This window comes from Sphingomonas sp. Leaf230 (genome assembly GCF_001421745.1).
GTDB lineage: Bacteria > Pseudomonadota > Alphaproteobacteria > Sphingomonadales > Sphingomonadaceae > Sphingomonas.
In genome coordinates this window covers 13,823-33,098 of sequence record NZ_LMKW01000012.1, presented here as the reverse complement: position 1 = coordinate 33,098, position 19,276 = coordinate 13,823, and the positions used below count along the sequence as shown (strand labels likewise).

The 19,276-nt window shown below is 65.2% G+C and carries 17 protein-coding genes; 9 read left to right on the top strand and 8 right to left on the bottom strand.

Annotated features, from left to right (window positions below; genetic code table 11):
* Positions 1–37 precede the first annotated feature (37 nt).
* Both ASE82_RS16085 and ASE82_RS16080 read right to left on the bottom strand, forming a co-directional pair.
* Positions 38–1,051 carry a zinc-binding alcohol dehydrogenase family protein gene (locus tag ASE82_RS16085; RefSeq protein WP_056065576.1) on the bottom strand — a complete coding sequence of 338 codons (1,014 nt, stop codon included), beginning with the start codon at positions 1,049–1,051 and terminating at the stop codon, positions 38–40.
* Positions 1,052–1,093: 42 nt separating this feature from the next.
* On the bottom strand, positions 1,094–2,182 hold the full coding sequence (locus tag ASE82_RS16080) for a Gfo/Idh/MocA family protein (RefSeq protein WP_056066042.1): 1,089 nt from the start codon (positions 2,180–2,182) through the stop codon (positions 1,094–1,096).
* A gap of 42 nt (positions 2,183–2,224) precedes the next feature.
* Between ASE82_RS16080 and ASE82_RS16075 the strand changes: the two genes are divergently transcribed.
* The 7 genes from ASE82_RS16075 to ASE82_RS16045 all read left to right on the top strand — a co-directional run bounded on the left by ASE82_RS16075 (position 2,225) and on the right by ASE82_RS16045 (position 10,446).
* On the top strand, positions 2,225–3,118 hold the full coding sequence (locus ASE82_RS16075; protein ID WP_056066039.1) for an aldo/keto reductase: 894 nt from the start codon (positions 2,225–2,227) through the stop codon (positions 3,116–3,118).
* Positions 3,115–4,182, top strand: a complete 1,068-nt coding sequence (locus ASE82_RS16070) for an LLM class flavin-dependent oxidoreductase (protein WP_056065573.1) — start codon at positions 3,115–3,117, stop codon at positions 4,180–4,182. The genes ASE82_RS16075 and ASE82_RS16070 overlap by 4 nt, the downstream gene beginning before the upstream one ends.
* A 347-nt stretch (positions 4,183–4,529) precedes the next feature.
* On the top strand, positions 4,530–5,789 hold the full coding sequence (locus tag ASE82_RS16065; RefSeq protein WP_056065570.1) for an MFS transporter: 1,260 nt from the start codon (positions 4,530–4,532) through the stop codon (positions 5,787–5,789).
* An 88-nt stretch (positions 5,790–5,877) separates the two neighbouring features.
* The gene (locus ASE82_RS16060; RefSeq protein ID WP_082441614.1) at positions 5,878–8,217 is read left to right on the top strand and encodes a TonB-dependent receptor; all 2,340 of its coding nucleotides are present in this window, start codon (positions 5,878–5,880) and stop codon (positions 8,215–8,217) included.
* 111 nt (positions 8,218–8,328) lie between these two features.
* Positions 8,329–8,787, top strand: coding sequence for a DUF2721 domain-containing protein (locus ASE82_RS16055; RefSeq protein WP_056065567.1), 459 nt, complete (start codon positions 8,329–8,331; stop codon positions 8,785–8,787).
* A complete protein-coding gene (locus ASE82_RS16050) occupies positions 8,784–9,206 on the top strand; it encodes a DUF4345 domain-containing protein (protein WP_056065565.1) in 423 nt (140 codons plus the stop codon). The genes ASE82_RS16055 and ASE82_RS16050 overlap by 4 nt, the downstream gene beginning before the upstream one ends.
* Before the next feature lie 61 nt (positions 9,207–9,267).
* Complete coding sequence (locus tag ASE82_RS16045) at positions 9,268–10,446, top strand: MBL fold metallo-hydrolase (RefSeq protein WP_056065562.1); 1,179 nt, start codon at positions 9,268–9,270, stop codon at positions 10,444–10,446.
* 273 nt (positions 10,447–10,719) lie between these two features.
* Here the strand turns inward: ASE82_RS16045 and ASE82_RS16040 are convergent, their stop codons facing one another.
* On the bottom strand, positions 10,720–11,106 hold the full coding sequence (locus tag ASE82_RS16040; protein WP_056065559.1) for a VOC family protein: 387 nt from the start codon (positions 11,104–11,106) through the stop codon (positions 10,720–10,722).
* Between the two features lie 175 nt (positions 11,107–11,281).
* Positions 11,282–12,112, bottom strand: coding sequence for a ferredoxin--NADP reductase (locus ASE82_RS16035; RefSeq protein WP_056065556.1), 831 nt, complete (start codon positions 12,110–12,112; stop codon positions 11,282–11,284).
* A 166-nt stretch (positions 12,113–12,278) separates the two neighbouring features.
* Here ASE82_RS16035 and uvrB point away from each other — a divergent pair, with 166 nt between their 5' ends.
* Positions 12,279–14,477, top strand: a complete 2,199-nt coding sequence (uvrB, locus tag ASE82_RS16030) for an excinuclease ABC subunit UvrB (protein WP_056065553.1) — start codon at positions 12,279–12,281, stop codon at positions 14,475–14,477.
* Between the two features lie 51 nt (positions 14,478–14,528).
* Here the strand turns inward: uvrB and ASE82_RS16025 are convergent, their stop codons facing one another.
* Positions 14,529–14,906 carry a PRC-barrel domain-containing protein gene (locus ASE82_RS16025; RefSeq protein ID WP_056065550.1) on the bottom strand — a complete coding sequence of 126 codons (378 nt, stop codon included), beginning with the start codon at positions 14,904–14,906 and terminating at the stop codon, positions 14,529–14,531.
* A gap of 112 nt (positions 14,907–15,018) precedes the next feature.
* Here ASE82_RS16025 and ASE82_RS16020 point away from each other — a divergent pair, with 112 nt between their 5' ends.
* Positions 15,019–15,600 carry a hypothetical protein gene (locus ASE82_RS16020; RefSeq protein WP_235524765.1) on the top strand — a complete coding sequence of 194 codons (582 nt, stop codon included), beginning with the start codon at positions 15,019–15,021 and terminating at the stop codon, positions 15,598–15,600.
* Positions 15,601–16,388: 788 nt separating this feature from the next.
* On the opposite strand, the gene ASE82_RS16015 is transcribed toward ASE82_RS16020, so the two are convergent.
* From ASE82_RS16015 to ASE82_RS16005, 3 genes are all read right to left on the bottom strand, one after another.
* Positions 16,389–16,883 carry a DUF2501 domain-containing protein gene (locus ASE82_RS16015; protein ID WP_056065547.1) on the bottom strand — a complete coding sequence of 165 codons (495 nt, stop codon included), beginning with the start codon at positions 16,881–16,883 and terminating at the stop codon, positions 16,389–16,391.
* Positions 16,884–16,953: 70 nt separating this feature from the next.
* Entirely contained in the window at positions 16,954–17,580 is a 627-nt protein-coding gene (locus tag ASE82_RS16010) for a hypothetical protein (protein ID WP_056065544.1), read from the bottom strand.
* 44 nt (positions 17,581–17,624) lie between these two features.
* The gene (locus ASE82_RS16005; protein ID WP_056065541.1) at positions 17,625–19,142 is read right to left on the bottom strand and encodes a fumarate hydratase; all 1,518 of its coding nucleotides are present in this window, start codon (positions 19,140–19,142) and stop codon (positions 17,625–17,627) included.
* Positions 19,143–19,276 lie beyond the last annotated feature (134 nt).

Below are 19,276 nucleotides of genomic sequence, written 5' to 3'. Positions count from 1 at the left end.
GATCGATCGAAACCATGCCTCTCGAAGCATGGCCAGGCTAGATCGAGATGATCGCCTTCATCACGCTGTCCGCTTCGGCGATCAAGGCTGGAACGCGCCGTGGTGCGTCCTCCAGCGTCAACGCGTGCGTCTGCAGGACCGAAGTCGGGATCGAGCCGTCGCGGATGCTTGCGATGACGTGGTCGAAATCGCTCGACAGCGCGTTCCGGCTGGCGAGCAACGTCGTCTCGCGCTTGTGGAATTCCGGATCGGAAAAGATCAGATCGTCCTTGCACAGTCCGACCAGGACATAGGTGCCGCCGTGCGCCACGTGCATCAGGCCGCCGCGCATCGCGTGGATGTTGCCGGTGGCGTCGAACACGACATCGAACATGTCGCCATCGCTCATTGCGCGAAGAGCCTCGGTCGTGCCGCCGTCGGCGACCACGATGGTCTCGAAACCCAGTTGATCACGAACGAACGCGAGCCGGGTTGCACGCGTATCGAGGAAAGTGACCGACGCGACGCCCATGATCCGGGCGAACAGCGCGGTGGCGACACCGATCGGGCCTGCCCCCGTGACCAATATCCGCGCATCGGGTGTGGGCTGGGCGCGCTGTACCGCATGCGCGCCGATCGCCAGGAACTCGACCATCGCTGCCTGGTCCAGCGACAATCCCTGCGCATCGACGACCGATGCCTCGGGAACGGCAAGCCATTCGCACATGCCGCCATCGGTATGGACGCCGAGCACCGCGATGTTGACGCAGCAATTCGGTCGGTTGCGGCGGCAGGCGATGCAGTGACCGCAGGCCCCGTACGGATTGACCGTGACGATCTGTCCGGGCGTGAAGCGGGAGCCGGTCGGTGCTTCGACGACTTCGCCCGCCAGCTCGTGGCCGATCAGGCGCGGATAGGACAGATAAGGCTGCGTCCCGGCATAGATGTGATAGTCCGTCCCGCAGAGCCCGGCACGGCGCATCCTGATCAGGACGTCGCCCTCCTCGCGACGGGGCATCGGCCGGTCGGCGACCATAAGCGATCCCGGCGCGGCGCAAACCAGCGATTTCATGACGGTCTTCCTCGGCGTGGCGATGGTCTGTCGGAGTAGATCCTATAGCCCCAGTTCGGTCATTTGCACGACGCGGTGCTCGCGGGCACTGATCTCGGCAGCGGTGCCGATCGCTACGGCGCGCAGGCCGTCCTCCGCGGTGACTTGGACCGGCCCCTCCCCGCGGACCGCTGCAGCGAACGCAGCGTGCTGGTAGTAGGTCGCGCCTTCGTGCGAGCCGGCGGCTTTGGCGGCGGGGTCTACGGCAACGTGGGTACGCTCGACCTGCTTCGGGTTCAGGAAACCGACGCGGGGGGAGTAGACCAGTTCGCCTGCGGGGATCAGCACGTCGAGGCGAGCGGCGTCGCCGGTGGCGGACATTTCCTCCTGGTTCTCGGCACCGTCGGCGAACATGCTGAGGTCGAGCATTGCGCGCACGCCGTTGGCGAAGTCGACGGTCGTGAAACTGTTGTCGATGATGTCGGGCCGCTGGCCGTCATAGCGTTCGTCGAGATGGTTCACGTCCATTGCGCCCGAGCAATATACGCGGACCGCTTCCGAGCCGACGATCAGTCGCATCAGGTCGAAGAAGTGGCAGCATTTCTCGACCATCGTGCCGCCGGTATTGGCCGAGAAGCGGTTCCAATCGCCGACCTTGGGGAGGAACGGAAAGCGGTGTTCGCGGATCGAGAGCATTTGGAGCCGACCGACGCGTCCTGAGTGAACCTGCTCGATGAAGGCGGCGGCGGGGGGCATGAAGCGATACTCCATCCCGGTCCAGAACGGCTTTGCGTGAGTGGCGGCGCGCTCGACCATCCAGCGGGCGTCCTCGATCGTCGTCGCCAGCGGCTTTTCGCAGAGGATCGCGGCGTTCATGTCGAACAGCCGCTCGAGCACGTCGCGGTGCGTGTTGTTGGGCGAGGCGATGATGATCGCGTCGACGTCGGCGCTCTTCGCGAACGCCTCGACGCTGTCGAACCGCGCGACATTGGCGGCACGGTCGCCGAGGGCTTCGCCCAGTGCATCCGTCGCCCAGTCGATCGAGGTCGCGACCGGATCGGCGATCGCGACGATCTCCGCGCCCGGCAGGATCGCCAGGTTGCGAAGGTGTTCGACGCCCATCATGCCCGTTCCGACGACGCCGTATCTGATCGTGGCTACCAAGCTGTCATTCCCTATGCCATGGCCGCCTGCATGACGACGATCCGCCTTTCCAACGACCTCCGCCCGCTCGGCAAGAGCGAAATCCTTGTTTCGCCGATAGCCTGGGGCATGTGGCGGCTGGCCGGAGAGGTCGCGCCGGTCCACGCCATGATCGAGGCAGCCTTGGGGGCGGGGATCAACTTCTTCGACACCGCCGACATCTATGGCTGCGACGTGCCCGCCGGGTTCGGTTCGGCGGAGGCGCTGTTCGGGCGTGCGCTGGCCGAAGACCGGTCATTGCGTGCGAAAATGGTGATCGCAACCAAGGCGGGCATCCGTCCCGGCATCCCGTATAATTCGAGCGCGACGTATCTAGCCGATGCGCTCGAGGCGTCGCTGACGCGGATCGGCGTCGAGCAGGTCGACCTGTATCAGATCCACCGTCGCGATTTCCTTACGCATCCGCACGAGGTGGCCGAAACGCTGACGCGGATGGTCGAGGCGGGCAAGATCCGCAGCATCGGCGTGTCGAACTACAGCGTGGACGAGTTCGACGCGTTGCAGGCTTTCCTGGGCCAGCCGATCGTCAGCACGCAGCCCGAGTTCTCGCCGCTGCGGACTGCGCCGCTGTTCGACGGGACGCTCGACCAGGCGATACGGCTCGATGTCGCGGTGATGGCGTGGTCGCCGCTCGGGGGCGGGCGGCTGGCGCAGGGCGATCATCCGGCGGCCAAGCTGCTGGCCGAGCATGGCGCGCGCTACGGCGTCGATGCTGCAACCGCGACGCTGGCGTGGATCATGGCGCATCCCGCGCGGATCATTCCGATCGTCGGGTCGCAGACCCCGGCGCGGATCGCGGCGTCGGCGGACGCGTACAAGGTCGAGTGGACGCGTCCCGAATGGTATGCGGTGCTGCAAGCCGGGATGGGTGAGAATCTGCCATGACCGTTTTGCCCCCTTGCGAAATCAGCTGGTTCTCCGCGCTGTGCGACGACGACTACGAGTTTCTCGGCGTGCCCGACGAAGCGCTGAAATCGAACTGGGAGCATTGTCGCGACATCGTCATGCAGGCCGAAACCGCGGGCTATGACAATATCCTGCTGCCGTCGGGCTATGCGCTGGGGATCGACACGACCGCGTTCGCGGCGGGGATCGCGCCGATGCTGAAGCGGCTCCGGCTGCTGATGGCGGTGCGGATCGGTGAGAGCTGGCCGCCGCAACTCGCCAGGCAAATCGCGACGATCGACCGGATGCTCGGCGGGCGGCTGGCAATCAACATCATCTCCAGCGACCTGCCGGGCGAGAAACTGGAGAGCGCACCGCGGTATGCGCGCACGGTCGAGGCGATGCATATCTTGCGGACGTTGCTCGATGGCAAGCCGCTCGATCATGATGGCGAGTTCTGGAAGTTGAAGGTCGATCCGCCTCGGGTTACGACGGTGTCGGGGACGTGTCCGGCGCTGTATTTTGGGGGGCTGTCGGAAGCGGCGCGCGATGCGGCGGCGACCAATGCCGACGTGTATTTGATGTGGCCGGATACGATGGATGCGGTCCGCGCGATCGTTGCGGATCTACGGTCGCGGGCGGCAAAGCACGGTCGGACTTTGCGGTTCGGATACCGAGTGCATGTCGTCGTGCGCGAGACTGAGGCGGAAGCCCGTGCTGCCGCCGACCGGCTTCTCTCGAAGCTCGACGATGCCGAGGGTCGCGCGATTCGGGAGCGCTCGCTGGATTCGCAATCGGCTGGCGTGCGGCGTCAGGCCGAGCTGCGCGAAGGATCGGACGATGGGTATGCCGAGGCTAACCTGTGGACCGGGATCGGACGGGCCCGCTCGGGCTGCGGCGCGGCGATCGTCGGCGATCCGGATCAGGTACTGGCTAAGCTGAATGCGTACCGGGCGGAGGGGATCGATGCGTTTATTCTCTCTGGTTATCCGCATGCGGCTGAGGCGGATCTGTTTGCGCGGCATGTGTTGCCGCGGATCGCGCATGGGCCTTTGGTGATCTGAGCAACTCGACCCCTCCAACAATCGACCACCCCGGCGAAGGCCGGGGCCCAATTGGGGGACGGTAGTAACGTAGGAAGGTCTGTCGTTACTGGGGACGTTCCAATTGGGCCCCGGCCTCCGCCGGGGTGGCATTGGGTTGGCGATGCCCTTTCCCCGTCCCCTTCCTTGTTCTCCCGCGAAGGCGGGAGCCCAGTCTGGATCCCCGCCTTGGCGGGGAAACAAGGGTGCTCGAAGGAGATGGCTGCCAAGCCAATCCGGAGTGAGCCCCACCCCCTGCAACCAAATAACCGGCTCGGCGAAGAGAAACTGGCTGGCCACCGCGCGCACCTCGTCCATGCTAAGCGCGTATGACCAAGCCTACCAGGACCGTCGCGCAACTCAGCGCCCGCGCCCGCGCGCTGTTGTTCGCGCTCGTCGTCACCGCCGGCATCCTCAACCTCGTCGACCGCCAGATCATCTCCGTCCTGAAGCCGATCATCGCCACCGACCTCGGCTGGAGTGATGACGACTACGGCACGCTCGCCGCGTGGTTCCAGGGCGGCGCGGCGTTCGCGTTCCTGTTCACCGGCTGGATAGTGGACAAGCTCGGCGTCAAATGGGCGAACCCGATCGGCGTCGCGGCGTGGAGCATCGCGGCGATGGCACATGGCTGGGCGCGGTCGATGACCGAATTCGTGATGATCCGCGTCAGCCTCGGCGCGACCGAGGCGATGGGGACGCCGACCGGGATCAAGACGATCGCGTCGGTGCTGCCTAGGAACTGGCGGTCGAGCGGGTTCGGCGCGACCAATGCCGCCAACAGCATCGGTGCGATCCTGGCGCCGCTCGCGATTCCCGGCGTCGCGCTCCTGGTCGGCTGGCGGGGCACGTTCGTGGCGGCAGGTGCGCTGGGGCTTATCTGGGCTGCAGTCTGGCTGATCGCGACGCGGCGCGTGCGCTTCTCCCCGCCCCAGCCGGTCGAGATGCCGGTCGAAACGGGCGCCACGCCGCTCACCGAGTACGGACCGATCCTCCGCAACCGCCAGACCTGGGCAGTCGCGGGCGCGAAAATCCTTTCGGACGCGACGTGGTGGCTGTTGCTGTTCTGGCTGCCCGACTTCTTCCACCGGCAATATGGGCTGACCGGCGTCGCGCTCGGCATCCCGCTCGCGATTGCCTATGGTGGCGCGGCGATCGGGTCGTTGCTCGGCGGTGGTGTTTCGACGCGGCTGCTGAGCCTCGGCTACAGCGTCAATGCGGTACGCAAAGGCATCTTGTTGGTCGCCGCGCTGTGCGTGCTGCCGATCCCGCTGGTGCTCTACGCAGGCAATTACGCGATCACGATCGGGCTCATGGCACTGACGCTCGCCGCACATCAGGCATTCTCGACCAATCTCTTCGCGCTGATCGCCGACGTCGTGCCACAGGACAAGCTCGGTCGCGTGACCGCATTCGGATCGTTCAGCGGCAATGTCGGCGGCATGGTGATCGCCAAGGTCGCGGGGCTCGTACTCACCGCAGGGCTCGGGTATCTCCCGCTGTTCCTCTTCGCGAGCGTCTCGTACCTGCTCGCGGTCGGATGGATCCAGCTGCTGCTGCCGACGCTGCGACCGATCGAGGCGCGCTAAAGCTGATACGACGCACCTGCATATCGTTCTTTATACCCGTCACGCGAATGGGATTTACAAGGCGGCATCAATTTCGGGGAGGGAACCCATGATCGACCCACGCATCCAGCGGCGCCATGTCGCGTTGTTCGCCGGCACCGCACTCGTCGCGCTCGCCACTCCAGCGACTGCGCAGGATATTCCCGCGACGACACCGGTGACTGCGCCGACCACCACGCCCGCCCCGGCGGCGCAGAGCGACGAGGTGATCGTCACCGCGCGCTACCGCAACGAGACGCTCCAGTCGGTGCCGATCGCGATCACCGCTGTCAGCGGCCAGTCGCTCGCCGAGCGCCAGTTGAACACGGTCGAGAACATCGCCGCGACGATCCCCTCGGTCGGTTTCCGCAGCGGCGCGTCGAATAAGGATCGCACGATTTTCATCCGCGGCGTCGGCACGATCACGACCTCGCCCGGCGTCGAGCCATCGGTGTCGACCGTGCTCGACGGCGTCGTCCTCACCCGACCCGGCCAGTCGACGCTCGACCTCGGCGAAGTCGAGCGGATCGAGGTGTTGCGCGGACCGCAGGGTACGTTGTTCGGCAAGAACGCCTCGGCAGGCGTGGTCAACATCGTCACGCGCAACCCGACCGACGAGTTCCGCGCGTTCGGCGAGGCCGGCATCACCTCCGACGAGGAATACCGGATCAAGGCCGGCATCTCGGGCGCGCTCGTCCCCGGCAAGGTGCAGGCGCTGATCGGCGGGCTGTACGACGACTATAAGGGCAACGTCCGCAACGTCGCGCGCAACCAGGACGTCAACGGCTATCGACGCTATGGCGCGCGCGGCAAGCTGGTCGTCACGCCGTCGGACGACCTGAAGTTCACGATCATCGGCGACTATCTCAACTCGCACGATACCACCCCGACCAGCGTCTATGCCGCCACCAGCCGCACCGCCTATCCGACCGGTGTCGTCACCAATTCACCCGACCTCGCCGCCGCGCTGGGCGCTAGCGGGATCGTCGCGGGGCCGAGCAATCGCCGGACCAACAACAACTCGATCACCGACGTGAAGGACGAGAATTACGGCGGGTCGTTCACCGGCGAACTCGCGCTCGGCGACTATCACATCACCTCGATCACCGGTTGGCGGCAATGGCTGAACAACCAGCGCCAGGATTACGACAGCGTCGCCGCGCTCTCGACCGCGTTTCCGTCGGGCCAGGATGCGGGCAGCGTCAACACCAAGCAATTCTCCGAGGAACTGCGGCTGACGTCGCCCAAGGGTGGCCTCATCGACTACGTCATCGGCGCCTATTATTTGCACGCGACGACCGACGAGCAGTATCAGCGCACGCTGACGTCGCTCGCGGCCGGCGGCGCGCAAACGACGACCACGGGCGTTGCAAACTACGGCATCACCAACGACAATTACGCGCTGTTCGGTGAGGCCAACGTCAATTTCACGCCGAAATTCCGCGGTATCGCGGGCTATCGCTCGACCTGGGACAGCCTGGATTTCTACCACGTCCGCACGTCGACCGCGGATCCGCTCAACACCGGCGCGGCGGCGCTCGATCGGCCCGGCGTTCGCGCCTATCACAACGCGACCGGCGGGATCGACAAGCGCGGCGACAGCTATCGCCTCGGGCTCCAGTACGATCTCGGCGAGCATGCGCAGACCTATTTCACCTATTCGCACGGCTATAAGGGCCCGGCGTACAACGTGTATTTCAACATGCGCTCGCTCAACGCGACGACGCCGCTCGACGAAGTGCCGTTGAGCCCGGAGACGTCCAATTCCTATGAGATCGGGCTGAAGGGCAGCACTGCGAACCGTGCGCTGAGCTACAGTCTGGCGGCGTTCACGACCAATTTCGACGGGTATCAGGCGAGCTTCAACGACGTCGTCGCGGGGGCGCAGGTCAGCCGGCTGATCAACGCCGGATCGGTCCGCTCGCGCGGGGTCGAGGCGGATGTGACCTTGCGCCCGACCAAGGGCCTGACGCTCGACATCTCCGCCGCCTATACCGACGCGACGGTGCGCAACTTCCTCTGCCCGACCGGCGCGCCGACGAGCTGCAACATCAACGGCCAGCCGCTCCCCTATGCGCCGAAGATCAAGTTGTACGAGAATGCGGCGTACAAGTTCGGGCTGACCGACACGCTGGCGCTTGAGTTGCAGACCGACGTGACGTTCAGCAGCAAGGTGCAATATTCGCTCGCCGAGACGCCGAGCACGGTCCAGCCATCCTACGCGATCTGGAACGCGAGCGTCGCGGTGCTGAGCGATACCTCCGGCTGGCAGCTGCGCGCGTATGTGAAGAACCTGACGAACACGTCCTATTCGTCGTTCCTCACCGCGGGCACGTTTGCGGGCACGGTGCGGTTCGTGCCGCGCGACGACAAGCGCTATGCCGGGCTGCTGCTGCGCAAGGACTTCTGACCGCCGCCCTGGAGGCCTGCGCGAGGCAAGCAGCGGCAAGCCGCTGTAATTGCGGCGCCATGCGGTACGCGCGTTCTTCCTATCGAGCGCGTTTTACCACATGGTGCCCGCATGCCGACGATCCCCGCCGTCTCGACGATCGCCCAGACGATCCAGCTTTCGCTAGCACCCGTGTTCATGCTGGCGGGTATCGGCCAGTTGCTGAACGTGCTCGCCGGTCGCCTGTCACGGGTGATCGACCGCGCTAGGAAGCTGGAGCACCTGCACGCGAGCAGTACCGGGCCGGAGCATGTCCGCTTCGTCTGGGAATTGCGCCTGCTCGACCGCCGGATGACGATCATCAACGCCGCGCTGTTCCTCGCGGTCTCCAGCGCGATCATGACGTGTATCCTGATCGCGCTGCTGTTCATCGCCGAACTCGCGAAGCTGCATTTCGGGACCTACGTCGCGGTGTGCTTCATCCTGGCGATGATCCTGCTGATCGCCGCACTGATCTCGTTCATCTTCGAGGTGCGGATTTCGCTCCGCGCCTTCCGCATCCGCCCCGAATTGCTGAGGCCCCTGCCATGACCGGCTCGATCGAGAAGCGCCTGTTGCAGGCCGTGATCGCGGCGGCGTGCCTGTTGCCGCTGATCGTCGGCGGCCAGGGCATCCTGCACGGACCTGCGCCATTCGGGCATCTGGCCGACGTGCCGCGGGATCTCGACAGCCATTTCCGGTATATCTCGGGGATATTCTTCGCGACCGGGCTCGGGTTCGTGAGTTGCATCCCGGATATCGAGCGCAAGGGACCGCGGTTCCGGTTGCTCGGCGGGCTGATCTTCGTTGGCGGCGTGTCGCGGCTGATATCGCTGATCGCGGTCGGCGTGCCATCGCACGGTCATGTGCTCGGGCTGGGCATGGAGACGATCGTCGTGCCGTTGCTGATGCTGTGGCAATGGAATTTCGAACGGCGGAATTTCGCACGGCGGACCGCATCGCACGCTTGATCTGAACGATGATCGCCAGCGTGCGTTAGGGCGACATCCAATCCATGCAGACAGGAACGCCGTGACGAGACTATTGAAGATCGTCGGCGGTGCGATCCTGTTGCTGGTCGTGATCGGTGCGCTGATCGTGACGATCGTGCCGCAATTTCTCGACCGAATCTATTATCGTGGGGCGACGTCGGGGCATTTCGACGGTGCGCGGTTCTTCAATCCCGACGGCGACGCGGATACCAAGCAGATCCAGCCCAAGGGCAGTGGCGGTGGCCGGGCGAGCTTCTTCTGGAAGTATTTCACCGGCAGCGATGGCCGGCCTGTGTGGCCGAAGTCGGTCGCAGTGAACCGCATCGCGCCGCCCGTCCGCGTCGAGGGCGAGCGGATGGTCGTGACGTGGGTCGGCCATGCCAGCGTACTGATCCAGACGCAGGGGCTGAACATCCTCACCGATCCGGTCTGGGCGGATAAGGCCGGACCGCTCGGCACGGGACCACGTCGTGTCGCCGAGCCGGGGATCGCGTTCGATGCGCTGCCCAAGATCGACCTCGTGCTGGTCAGCCACAATCACTACGATCATCTCGACAAGGCGACCCTCAAGCGGCTCTGGCAGCGCGATCGGCCGCGCATCGTCACCAGTCTGGGCAACGACAGCGTGATCGGCCAGACCGGCGCGCAGGCCACTGCGCTCGATTGGGGACAGCGGGTGGCGATCAAGCCGGGCGTCGACGTCGTCGTGACGCGCAACCATCATTGGGGCAGCCGCTGGTTCACCGATCGCAACCGCGCCTTGTGGTCGAGCTTCGTCGTGACTCTGTCGGGCGGAAACGTGTTCTTTGCGGGCGATACCGGGATGGGCGACGGTCAATGGCCGCGCGAGGCGGCGGCGCTAGGGCCGATCCGGCTGGCGCTTATCCCGATCGGTGCGTTCCGGTTCGTCGATGGGCAGATGGAGTCGGGCAGCCATATCGGACCGGTGGACGCGGTCGAGGTCTATCGCCGGCTGGGCGCGGCGCACGCGATCCCGATCCACTGGGGGACGTTCCGGCTGTCGTTCGAGGGGTATGATACGCCGCCGAAACTGCTGGCGGCGGCGATGCGGTGTACGGGGCAGACTGGGTTCGCGCCCGTGACGATCGGGCGGCCGACGGAGGTTGCGGGGTATGTGAAGCCGGCGGCGGGTGTGACGATGTCGCGGGAGGCGTTGCTAAAGTGCCTCAATACGCCGGCGGTTCGGGCTCTGCGCTAGATTTTCGGTCACCTCGGGCCTGCTCGGAGGGTATTCTCTTCGAGCGAGTAAGCCTGTTTCCCCGCGAAGGCGGGGACCCAGACTGGGCTCCCGCCTTCGCGGGAGAACAAGGAGGATGAAGGGTAACGCCGGCTCCACATCCGACCTCCCCGGCGAAGGCCGGGGCCCAATTGGGGAAGGCTGCTAACGGTGGACAGCCCCCCGTTACTGCCACCTTTCCAATTGGGCCCCGGCCTTCGCCGGGGTGGTATTTCCCTTAATCGCGCCCGCACCTCACCCCATCTTGAACACGCAGAGCTTGTTGCCGTCCGGATCGCGAAAATACGCGCCGTAGAAGCCCATTTCCTCAGGTCCACGCATGCCGGCAGCGCCTTCGTCCGCGCCGCCGAGTTCGATCGCCTTGGCGTAGACTTGGTCGACCTGCTCGCGCGAGTCCGCCGCTAGCGCGACCATCGTGCCATTGCCCGCGGTCGCGCGCGCGCCGTCATAGGGCTTGCCGATCACGAGCATCGGCTTGTCGGGGCCCGCGCCGTAGAAGGTCAGTTGGCGTGCGTCGGGCATCTGCATAAGGCGCTTGCCGCCGACCGTCGCGAACAGCGCGTCGTAAAACGCCAGCGCCGAGTCGATGTCGTTGGTGCCGAGCGTCGCGTAACCGATCATGGGTCTCTCCTGTTTGGTGGAGAGGCCTATCGACGGGTTCAGCGGCGGAGACAATCCGCCTTTACCGTTCCCCCGCGAACGCGGGGGTCCAGGCCCGCACCCTCCCGGAGTTCGGCGCAAATGAGTCCCTGGGCCCCCGCGTTCGCGGGGGAGCAGCTAGCGTTGCGGTCGTGGATCAGCCGACGAAAGCGCGCTCGATCACGAACGTACCCGGCTTCGAATTCGCGCCCTCCTCGAAGCCCTGCGCCTCGAGCATCACCGCGAACTCCTTGATCATCTCGGTCGAGCCACACAGCATCGCGCGGTCGGTCTCGGGGTTCAGCTTCTGCTCGCCGCGGACCGGGTGGCCGAACAGCGACGCGTCCTCGATCAGCGCGCCGATCCGCCGCGTGGTGCGGAACGGCTCGCGCGTCACGGTCGGGATGTAATGAAACTGCGTCTGCGCTTCGTCGGCGATCAGCGGATCCTCCGCCAGCAGGCCTACCATCTCGTCGTGATAGGCGAGATCGCTCACGCGGCGCACGCTGTGCACGACGATCACTTGCTCATACGCCGCATACACATCGGGATCGCGCATCAGGCTGAGGAATGGCGCGAGGCCGGTGCCGGTCGAGAACATGAATAGCCGCTTCCCCGGCAGCAGCGCGTCGAGCACCAGCGTACCGGTCGGCTTCTTGCCGAGATACACTTCGTCGCCGGGCTGGATCAGCTGGAGCTTCGAGGTCAACGGGCCGTCCTCGACCTTGATCGACAGGAACTCGAGTTCCTCCGAATAATGCGGCGACGCGATCGAATAGGCGCGCATGATCGGCTTGCCGCCTTCCTGCGGAAGACCGATCATCACGAACTCGCCCGAGCGGAAGCGGAAGGTCGAGGGCCGCTCGATCGCGAAGCTGAACAGATGTTCGTTCCAGTGACGCACCCACAGCACCTTGGCGTTGAGGAACGCGGGGGTCTCGGGGATCAGCGCGGGCGCGCGGGTTGCTTCGACGGTCGGGGCGGTCATGCGTCTATTCCTTGGCCTACGCGCGGGCGCTGGCGGATCGATGGCTTGCGAAACGGTCGCATTATGGGCGCGAGCCGGACGGGTCAACAACAGCTAAACTTGGCATCGGCCAAACAGGTCCCGTGGCCGTTGCCGACTCAGGCCATGTTCCCCATATTCCCCCTCGATGGCCATTCAGATCCGCACCAGCCTCGCCGAGCCCGAAACCGGCGAAAGCTTCGTCCCGCACCGCCCGACCGCCCGCCCCGACAAGGTCGAGGGTGGCAAGCGGTTCAACCTCGTCAGCGAGTATGAACCCGCGGGCGACCAGCCCACCGCGATCGCCGAACTCGTCTCCGCGATCGGCGACGGCGAGAAGGACCAGGTGCTGCTCGGCGTCACCGGCTCGGGCAAGACCTTCACGATGGCCAGCGTCATCAACCGCGTCCAGCGGCCCGCGCTGATCCTCGCGCCGAACAAGATTCTGGCGGCACAGCTGTACGGCGAGATGAAGTCGTTCTTCCCCGACAACGCGGTCGAATATTTCGTCAGCTATTACGATTATTACCAGCCCGAGGCGTATGTTGCGCGCTCCGACACGTACATCGAGAAGGAATCGTCGACCAACGAGTCGATCGACCGGATGCGGCATTCCGCCACCCGCGCGTTGCTCGAACGCGACGACGTGATCATCGTCGCGTCGGTGTCATGCCTGTACGGCATCGGTTCGGTCGAGACCTATTCGGCGATGATCTTCGACCTCAAGAAGGGCACGACGGTCGACCAGCGCGAGATTGTGCGGAAGCTCGTTGCGCTCCAGTACAAGCGCAACGACGCGGCGTTCCAGCGTGGTAATTTCCGCGTGAAGGGCGACACGCTGGAGATCTTCCCGTCGCATTACGAGGACAGCGCGTGGCGCATCTCGTTCTTCGGCGACGATATCGAGGAGATCATCGAGTTCGATCCGCTGACCGGCAAGAAGGTCGCATCGTTGAACTCGGTGCGCGTGTACGCGAACTCGCATTACGTGACGCCCGGCCCGACGCTCAAGCAGGCGGGCGAGGCGATCAAGCACGAGCTCGCCGAGCGGCTGAAGGAGCTGGTGCTGGAGGGCAAGCTGCTGGAGGCGCAGCGTCTCGAACAGCGGACGAACTTCGATCTGGAAATGATCGCCGCGACCGGCTCCTGCGCGGGGATCGAGAATTACTCGCGCTTCCTCACCGGGCGCATGCCGGGCGAGCCGCCACCCACGTTGTTCGAATATCTCCCCGACAACGCGCTGCTGTTCGTCGACGAGAGCCACGTCACGATCGGCCAGATCAACGGCATGTCGCGCGGCGATCACCGTCGCAAACTGACACTCGCCGAATATGGCTTCCGCCTGCCCTCGGCGATCGACAACCGGCCGCTGCGCTTCAACGAATGGGACGCGATGCGGCCGCCGACGACCTATGTCTCGGCGACTCCCGGCAGTTGGGAAATGGAGCAGACGGGCGGCGTGTTCGCCGAACAGGTCATCCGCCCGACCGGGCTGATCGATCCGCCCGTCGAGATCAAGCCGGTTGAAGAACAGGTCCAGGACCTGATCGTCGAGGTCGGGAAGACGACGGCGCTCGGCTACCGCACGCTCGTCACCACGCTGACCAAGCGGATGGCGGAGGATCTGACCGAATATATGCACGAGGCGGGGATCAAGGTCCGCTACATGCACAGCGACGTCGAGACGTTGGAACGCATCGAACTGATCCGCGACCTCCGGCTCGGCGTGTACGACGTGCTGATCGGCATCAACCTGTTGCGCGAGGGGCTCGATATTCCCGAATGCGGGTTGGTCGCGATCCTCGATGCGGACAAGGAGGGCTTCCTGCGCTCCGAGACGTCGCTGATCCAGACGATCGGGCGTGCCGCGCGCAACGTCGACGGCCGTGTGATCCTGTACGCCGACCGCGTCACCGGATCGATGGAACGCGCGATGAACGAGACGTCGCGCCGCCGCGAGAAGCAGGTCGCGTACAACACCGAGCACGGGATCACCCCGACGACGATCCGCCGCAACATCGGCGATATCATCGCGCACGTCGCGAGCCAGGATCAGGTGACGATCCCGATCGACGAGGACCGCCCTCACATGGTCGGCCACAACCTGCGCGCGTATATCGAGGACCTCGAGAAGCAGATGCGCAAGGCGGCGAGCGACCTGGAGTTCGAGACCGCCGGGCGACTTCGCGACGAGATCCGGCAGTTAGAGAACGAGGAACTGGGCCTACCCGTCGACCAGCAGAAGGCGCCGGTCATGGGGCGGTCGAACGAGGGCAAGCCGGGCACGCGGAAAACGCGTTACGGCAAGAGCCAGAAAATGCGGATGGGGGGATCGCGGTCGCGGTGATCGCGGACGTCACCGGTGCAGGCAACTTACCCGCACCGGTCGAAATGTAGCTTAGCCGACGACGAGGTCCTCGCTGCTCGACCCGTAGTAGCTTGCGACGCGGTCGGCATAGGCCTGGTCGAACACCGGCGCGTTGTTCGCCCAGCTCGGGCCGCCTTCGAGGACGCGCTTGTCGATCGTGACGACGTAAAGGTCGCGGACGGCGTCGAACTGGAGGAGCGCGAAGGGCAGCGGGTAGAAGCTCTTGCCCATGCCGAGGAATCCGCCGAGGCTGAGCACGGCGTGGGTGACGCGGCCGGTGCCCTTGTGGACCATGAACGCGTGAACCGAGCCGACATTGTCGCCGTCGCGGCTCTCGACCTTCATCGTGCCGGAGATGTTCGACTGGACAAGCAGCTGGGTGGGCGTCTGGGCGGCGGTATCGGACATGGACGTTCTCCTGATTTCTTCCGTCGTTGAACCGGTATCACCGTGCGGCGGTTCCCGCCGGGCGCTCTTCGTCGTACTTGAGCGACCGCCGGGCGTGCCGCATAGCGATGCGATGCGCACTCCGTCCCCTCACCTCGTCGGCTTGCGATCGCTTGCCCGCCCTCTCGTCCTAGCGCGGCTTGCCGGTCTGGCGACGCTCGCGTCGATCGCGGGCTGCGTGCCGCCACCGCGGGCCGAAGCGCCGCCCCCGCCGCGCACCGTGGCCCCGGCCCCTACTCTGGCACCGCGTCCGGCACCGATTGCTGCCGACTGGCGCGACTGGCCGTATTCGCCGGGGACGTGGGTGTATCGCCGGGATGCGCGCGGTTCGATCGCGTTGTTCGGGCCTGCCAATGCCGATGCTTCGCTGACGGTGCGATGCGACACCGCGGCGCGCCAGGTCTATCTGTCGCGCGCAGGCAGCACGCCGGCGCCGCTGACGATCCGCACGTCGAGCGTGACGCGCGCCGTGTCCGTACAGCCGACCGGAGGCACGCCTCCCTATGTCGCGGCTGCGCTGATGCCGAACGATTCGTTGCTAGAAGCGATGGGGTTCAGTCGCGGGCGGTTCGTCGTCCAGCAGGCCGGACTGCCGCCGCTCGTCGTGCCCGCCTGGGCCGAGATCGAGCGCGTCACCGAGGATTGCCGCGGCTGACTTCGTTGAACCGGCAGTCGCACAGAATTGACCGAAAACTTCCGTAAAACAAGGCTTGTATCGCAGGCGCGGTCGGCACACATTGGCGTTGCGGTCAGGCTTGGCCGCGTTGTTTCAACAAGCGAAAGGAGGTGATCCGATGTCTCATGGTTCAGCAGTGAGTTCGGTTCGGTTCGTTCGGGGGACGCACCGCTAACGCCGCCGACATGCGTGGGGAGTATCCTCTCCCAGTCAACGCGCGTGTCATAGGATATGCGGTACGCATGGTCCTCCGGGCTGGAGCTCTCCGGCCGCTGACCATGTCAGGAGGCTGTCGGTTCGTCGTGAGACGGTCCGGCAGCCTCTTTTCGTTTGTGGGAGTGTTAGGGTGGCGATGGTGGTCGACACAGTGCCATTTACGACGTTGCATGAGCTGACGATGACGGCAATCGTTGAAGCCACCCTCGCTGCGCCTAACTGACGATATTGGCAGGCGCAGGCGATCGGGTACTCACTTTCCCTCCTCACCGGTCATCGCTGTGCCCCTTTAAGGTCGAGGAACAGGCAATCAAACGTGCATCGGGCCAATGCTGAAGCAGCCGATGCATCACAAGTGAATGCTCCACCCTTGCCGTCATCCTAACGAAAGTCAGGATCCAGGGTCGCAAAGGGCTGCATTGGGTTACTCTGGATCCTGACTTTTGTCAGGATGACGGGAAATAGGCAGGACCGAGCGGGCTGCTGATGCAAACACCTCGATTTGCGACGCGTGGTGTCCGCGCCCCTCCCTTATTCCGTCGCGGCCTCACCTACAGGAACGACTTCGCCCGGTTGAGGACGATGCTGCACATCCGTGTCTTCACCTGCCCGCCGAGGTCGTCGAGCGAAAACGCCTGGCCGTTCGGCGCCTGCACTTCGCCGTCTTGTCCAGCGGCATAGCCCGGCGACGTCTGCACCCCCTGTCGCCCGGTCAGACGCTGGAGGATCGACTGCGCGCCAGTAGCCGGGGCTCTCGCGGTGCTGCCTGCTCGCGGTGCATTCCGTCCGCCGGTCAGCGCGCCAAGCGCACCACCCTGCCCGAGCAGATTGTTCTTCAGGCAATATCCGAGCAGGCCGGCGGCGTTACCGGCACCGATCGATCCGACACTCGGCAACGCACCCCCAAGCAAGCCACCCAGGCCGCCGAGTCCACCAAGACCGCCAAGACCGTTTTGCGTCGACGCCGATTGCGGCGCGGTGGTCTGGGCCGAGGCCGTGGTCGCGAGGGCGAAGGCTGCGACGAGGGCGATTGCGGTCTTGGGCATGATGAGCGTGCTCCGATAAGGTCGTATTACCAACAGGACTGGCCGGGGTGCGTTCCGGGCTCGGCTTCGTTCAGCCGCCCGCGAAGAACGCGTCGACCGATCCGCGCTTCGCGACCAACGCCGCCGCCACCCTTCGGCGGGCATCGTAATATACCAGCGCCGGCGCGGCCGGATCGGTGTTGCGAAGGCGTGCGGCCTCCGCGTCCGTCAGGCTGCTCTCGCGCGCGACATGATCCGCATACCCCTCCTGCTGCCAGGTCGGGAGCATAGCACTGCGCACTTCGCCAAGATGGTTGGCGATCATGATGTGCGTCGTCTCGTGCGCGATCACGCCGGACAGCGTGCGAGTGCCGCCGATCGCACGACCGTTCGTCACGCGATCCGCGCCGACGTCGCTGCGGTTGAAGACGATCGCCGAACTGAAGCGCCGGCGGAACGCAAAGGCGCCCGGCGATTGGATGGCCAGAAGGCGCCACCGCCAGCCACCGTCCGTCAGGAACAGCGACCGATCGAGCGGGCCGGTGTAGATCGGACTGGCGCGCAGCAACCCTTCCGCGCGCGCCAGTTCGCTGCCGATCCGCGGATCGATCGGACGCTCGGCATAGACGGTGACGGTGCCGACGTGCTGCTTATATGGAAACGCGAGCAACTGCGGCGCGTAGACGATCGCGACGACAAGCAGAAGGAAGATGGCCACGATCCACCGGACTGGGCGCTGCCCCCTTCTGCGTGCGCGGGTCGTCATGCCGGCGTCAGCAACCCTTCGCGCGCGATCTTCTCACGCCACACCAGCGGTGCAAGCTGGTGGACGTTCTCACCCGCGGAATCGACCGCGACGGTCACTGGGAAGTCGCTGACCTCGAACTCGTAGATCGCTTCCATCCCGAGATCCGCGAAGCCAACGACCTTCGATCCCTTGATCGCGCGCGCGACCAGATACGCCGCGCCGCCGACCGCCATCAGATACGCGGACTTGGCCTCGGCGATCGCCTTGGTCGCATCGCCGCCGCGCTCCGCCTTGCCGACCATCGCCAGAAGGCCTTGGTCGAGCATCATCCGCGTGAACTTGTCCATGCGCGTCGCCGTAGTGGGTCCCGCCGGGCCGACAACTTCCTCCCCGACCGGATCGACAGGCCCGACGTAATAGATCACACGACCCTTGAAATCGACCGGGAGCGGCTCGCCCGCATCGAGCATGTCCTTGATCCGCTTGTGCGCCGCATCGCGCCCGGTCAGCATCTTGCCGTTGAGCAGCAGGCGGTCGCCGTGCTTCCACGTCTGCACGACGTCGGGCGTCAGCGTGTCGAGGTCGACGCGGATCGCGGCCTTGTCGGGCGTCCAGTTGACGTCGGGCCATTCCTCCAGCTTCGGCGCTTCCAGATACACCGGGCCCGAGCCGTCGAGCACGAAATGCGCGTGGCGGGTGGCGGCGCAGTTGGGGATCATCGCGATCGGCTTCGATGCGGCGTGCGTCGGCCAGTCGAAGATCTTCACGTCGAGGATGGTGGACAACCCGCCCAAGCCTTGCGCGCCGATGCCGAGCGCGTTGACCTTGTCGTAGATCTCGATCCGCAGCGCCTCGATGTCGTTCTTCGGCCCGCGCGCCTTCAGCTGCGCCATGTCGATCGAGCCCATCAGCGACTGCTTGGCGAGGATCATCGACTTCTCGGCAGTGCCGCCGATGCCGATGCCGAGCATGCCGGGCGGGCACCATCCGGCGCCCATCTGCGGGATCATCTCGAGCACCCAGTCGACGATCGAATCGCTCGGGTTCATCATCTTGAACTTCGACTTGTTCTCGCTGCCGCCGCCCTTCGCCGCGACGTCGATCGAGACCGTGTTGCCGGGCACCATCTCAACATGCATCACGCTCGGCGTATTGTCCTTGGTGTTGCGACGCGTGAAGGCGGGGTCGGCGAGGATCGACGCGCGCAGCTTGTTCTCGGGGTTGAGATAGGCTTTCCGCACGCCCTCATCGATCACTTCCTGGAGCGAGCGGGTCGAGTTCAGGCGGCAATCCTGGCCCCATTTGACGAAAATCGTGACGATCCCCGTGTCCTGGCAGATCGGGCGGTGGCCCTCGGCGCACATCCGGCTGTTGGTCAGGATCTGCGCGATCGCATCCTTGGCGGCGGGCGATTGCTCGGCCTCGTACGCGACGCCCAAGGCGCGAATGTAGTCCATCGGGTGGTAGTAGCTGATGAACTGGAGTGCGTCGGCGACGCTTTCGATCAGGTCGGCTTCGGTGATGACGGTCATGCAGCGCCTTTACGGATACAGGTTTGCAGGGGTCTTAGCGGCGATCGTGCGATTTTTGAAGACGGGGTCGTGCCGGTGATCGGGGCGCAAACGGCTAAAGGTTACGATAAGGTCACACCAACGGGCCCTGGCGT

Coding starts and splice junctions, on each gene's coding strand:
- ASE82_RS16085 (WP_056065576.1), bottom strand. CDS start 1,051: ATGAAATCGCTGGTTTGCGCCGCGCCGGGATCGCTTATGGTCGCCGAC.
- ASE82_RS16075 (WP_056066039.1), top strand. CDS start 2,225: ATGACGACGATCCGCCTTTCCAACGACCTCCGCCCGCTCGGCAAGAGC.
- ASE82_RS16070 (WP_056065573.1), top strand. CDS start 3,115: ATGACCGTTTTGCCCCCTTGCGAAATCAGCTGGTTCTCCGCGCTGTGC.
- ASE82_RS16065 (WP_056065570.1), top strand. CDS start 4,530: ATGACCAAGCCTACCAGGACCGTCGCGCAACTCAGCGCCCGCGCCCGC.
- ASE82_RS16060 (WP_082441614.1), top strand. CDS start 5,878: ATGATCGACCCACGCATCCAGCGGCGCCATGTCGCGTTGTTCGCCGGC.
- ASE82_RS16055 (WP_056065567.1), top strand. CDS start 8,329: ATGCCGACGATCCCCGCCGTCTCGACGATCGCCCAGACGATCCAGCTT.
- ASE82_RS16050 (WP_056065565.1), top strand. CDS start 8,784: ATGACCGGCTCGATCGAGAAGCGCCTGTTGCAGGCCGTGATCGCGGCG.
- ASE82_RS16040 (WP_056065559.1), bottom strand. CDS start 11,106: ATGATCGGTTACGCGACGCTCGGCACCAACGACATCGACTCGGCGCTG.
- ASE82_RS16035 (WP_056065556.1), bottom strand. CDS start 12,112: ATGACCGCCCCGACCGTCGAAGCAACCCGCGCGCCCGCGCTGATCCCC.
- uvrB (WP_056065553.1), top strand. CDS start 12,279: ATGGCCATTCAGATCCGCACCAGCCTCGCCGAGCCCGAAACCGGCGAA.
- ASE82_RS16025 (WP_056065550.1), bottom strand. CDS start 14,906: ATGTCCGATACCGCCGCCCAGACGCCCACCCAGCTGCTTGTCCAGTCG.
- ASE82_RS16020 (WP_235524765.1), top strand. CDS start 15,019: ATGCGCACTCCGTCCCCTCACCTCGTCGGCTTGCGATCGCTTGCCCGC.
- ASE82_RS16015 (WP_056065547.1), bottom strand. CDS start 16,883: ATGCCCAAGACCGCAATCGCCCTCGTCGCAGCCTTCGCCCTCGCGACC.
- ASE82_RS16005 (WP_056065541.1), bottom strand. CDS start 19,142: ATGACCGTCATCACCGAAGCCGACCTGATCGAAAGCGTCGCCGACGCA.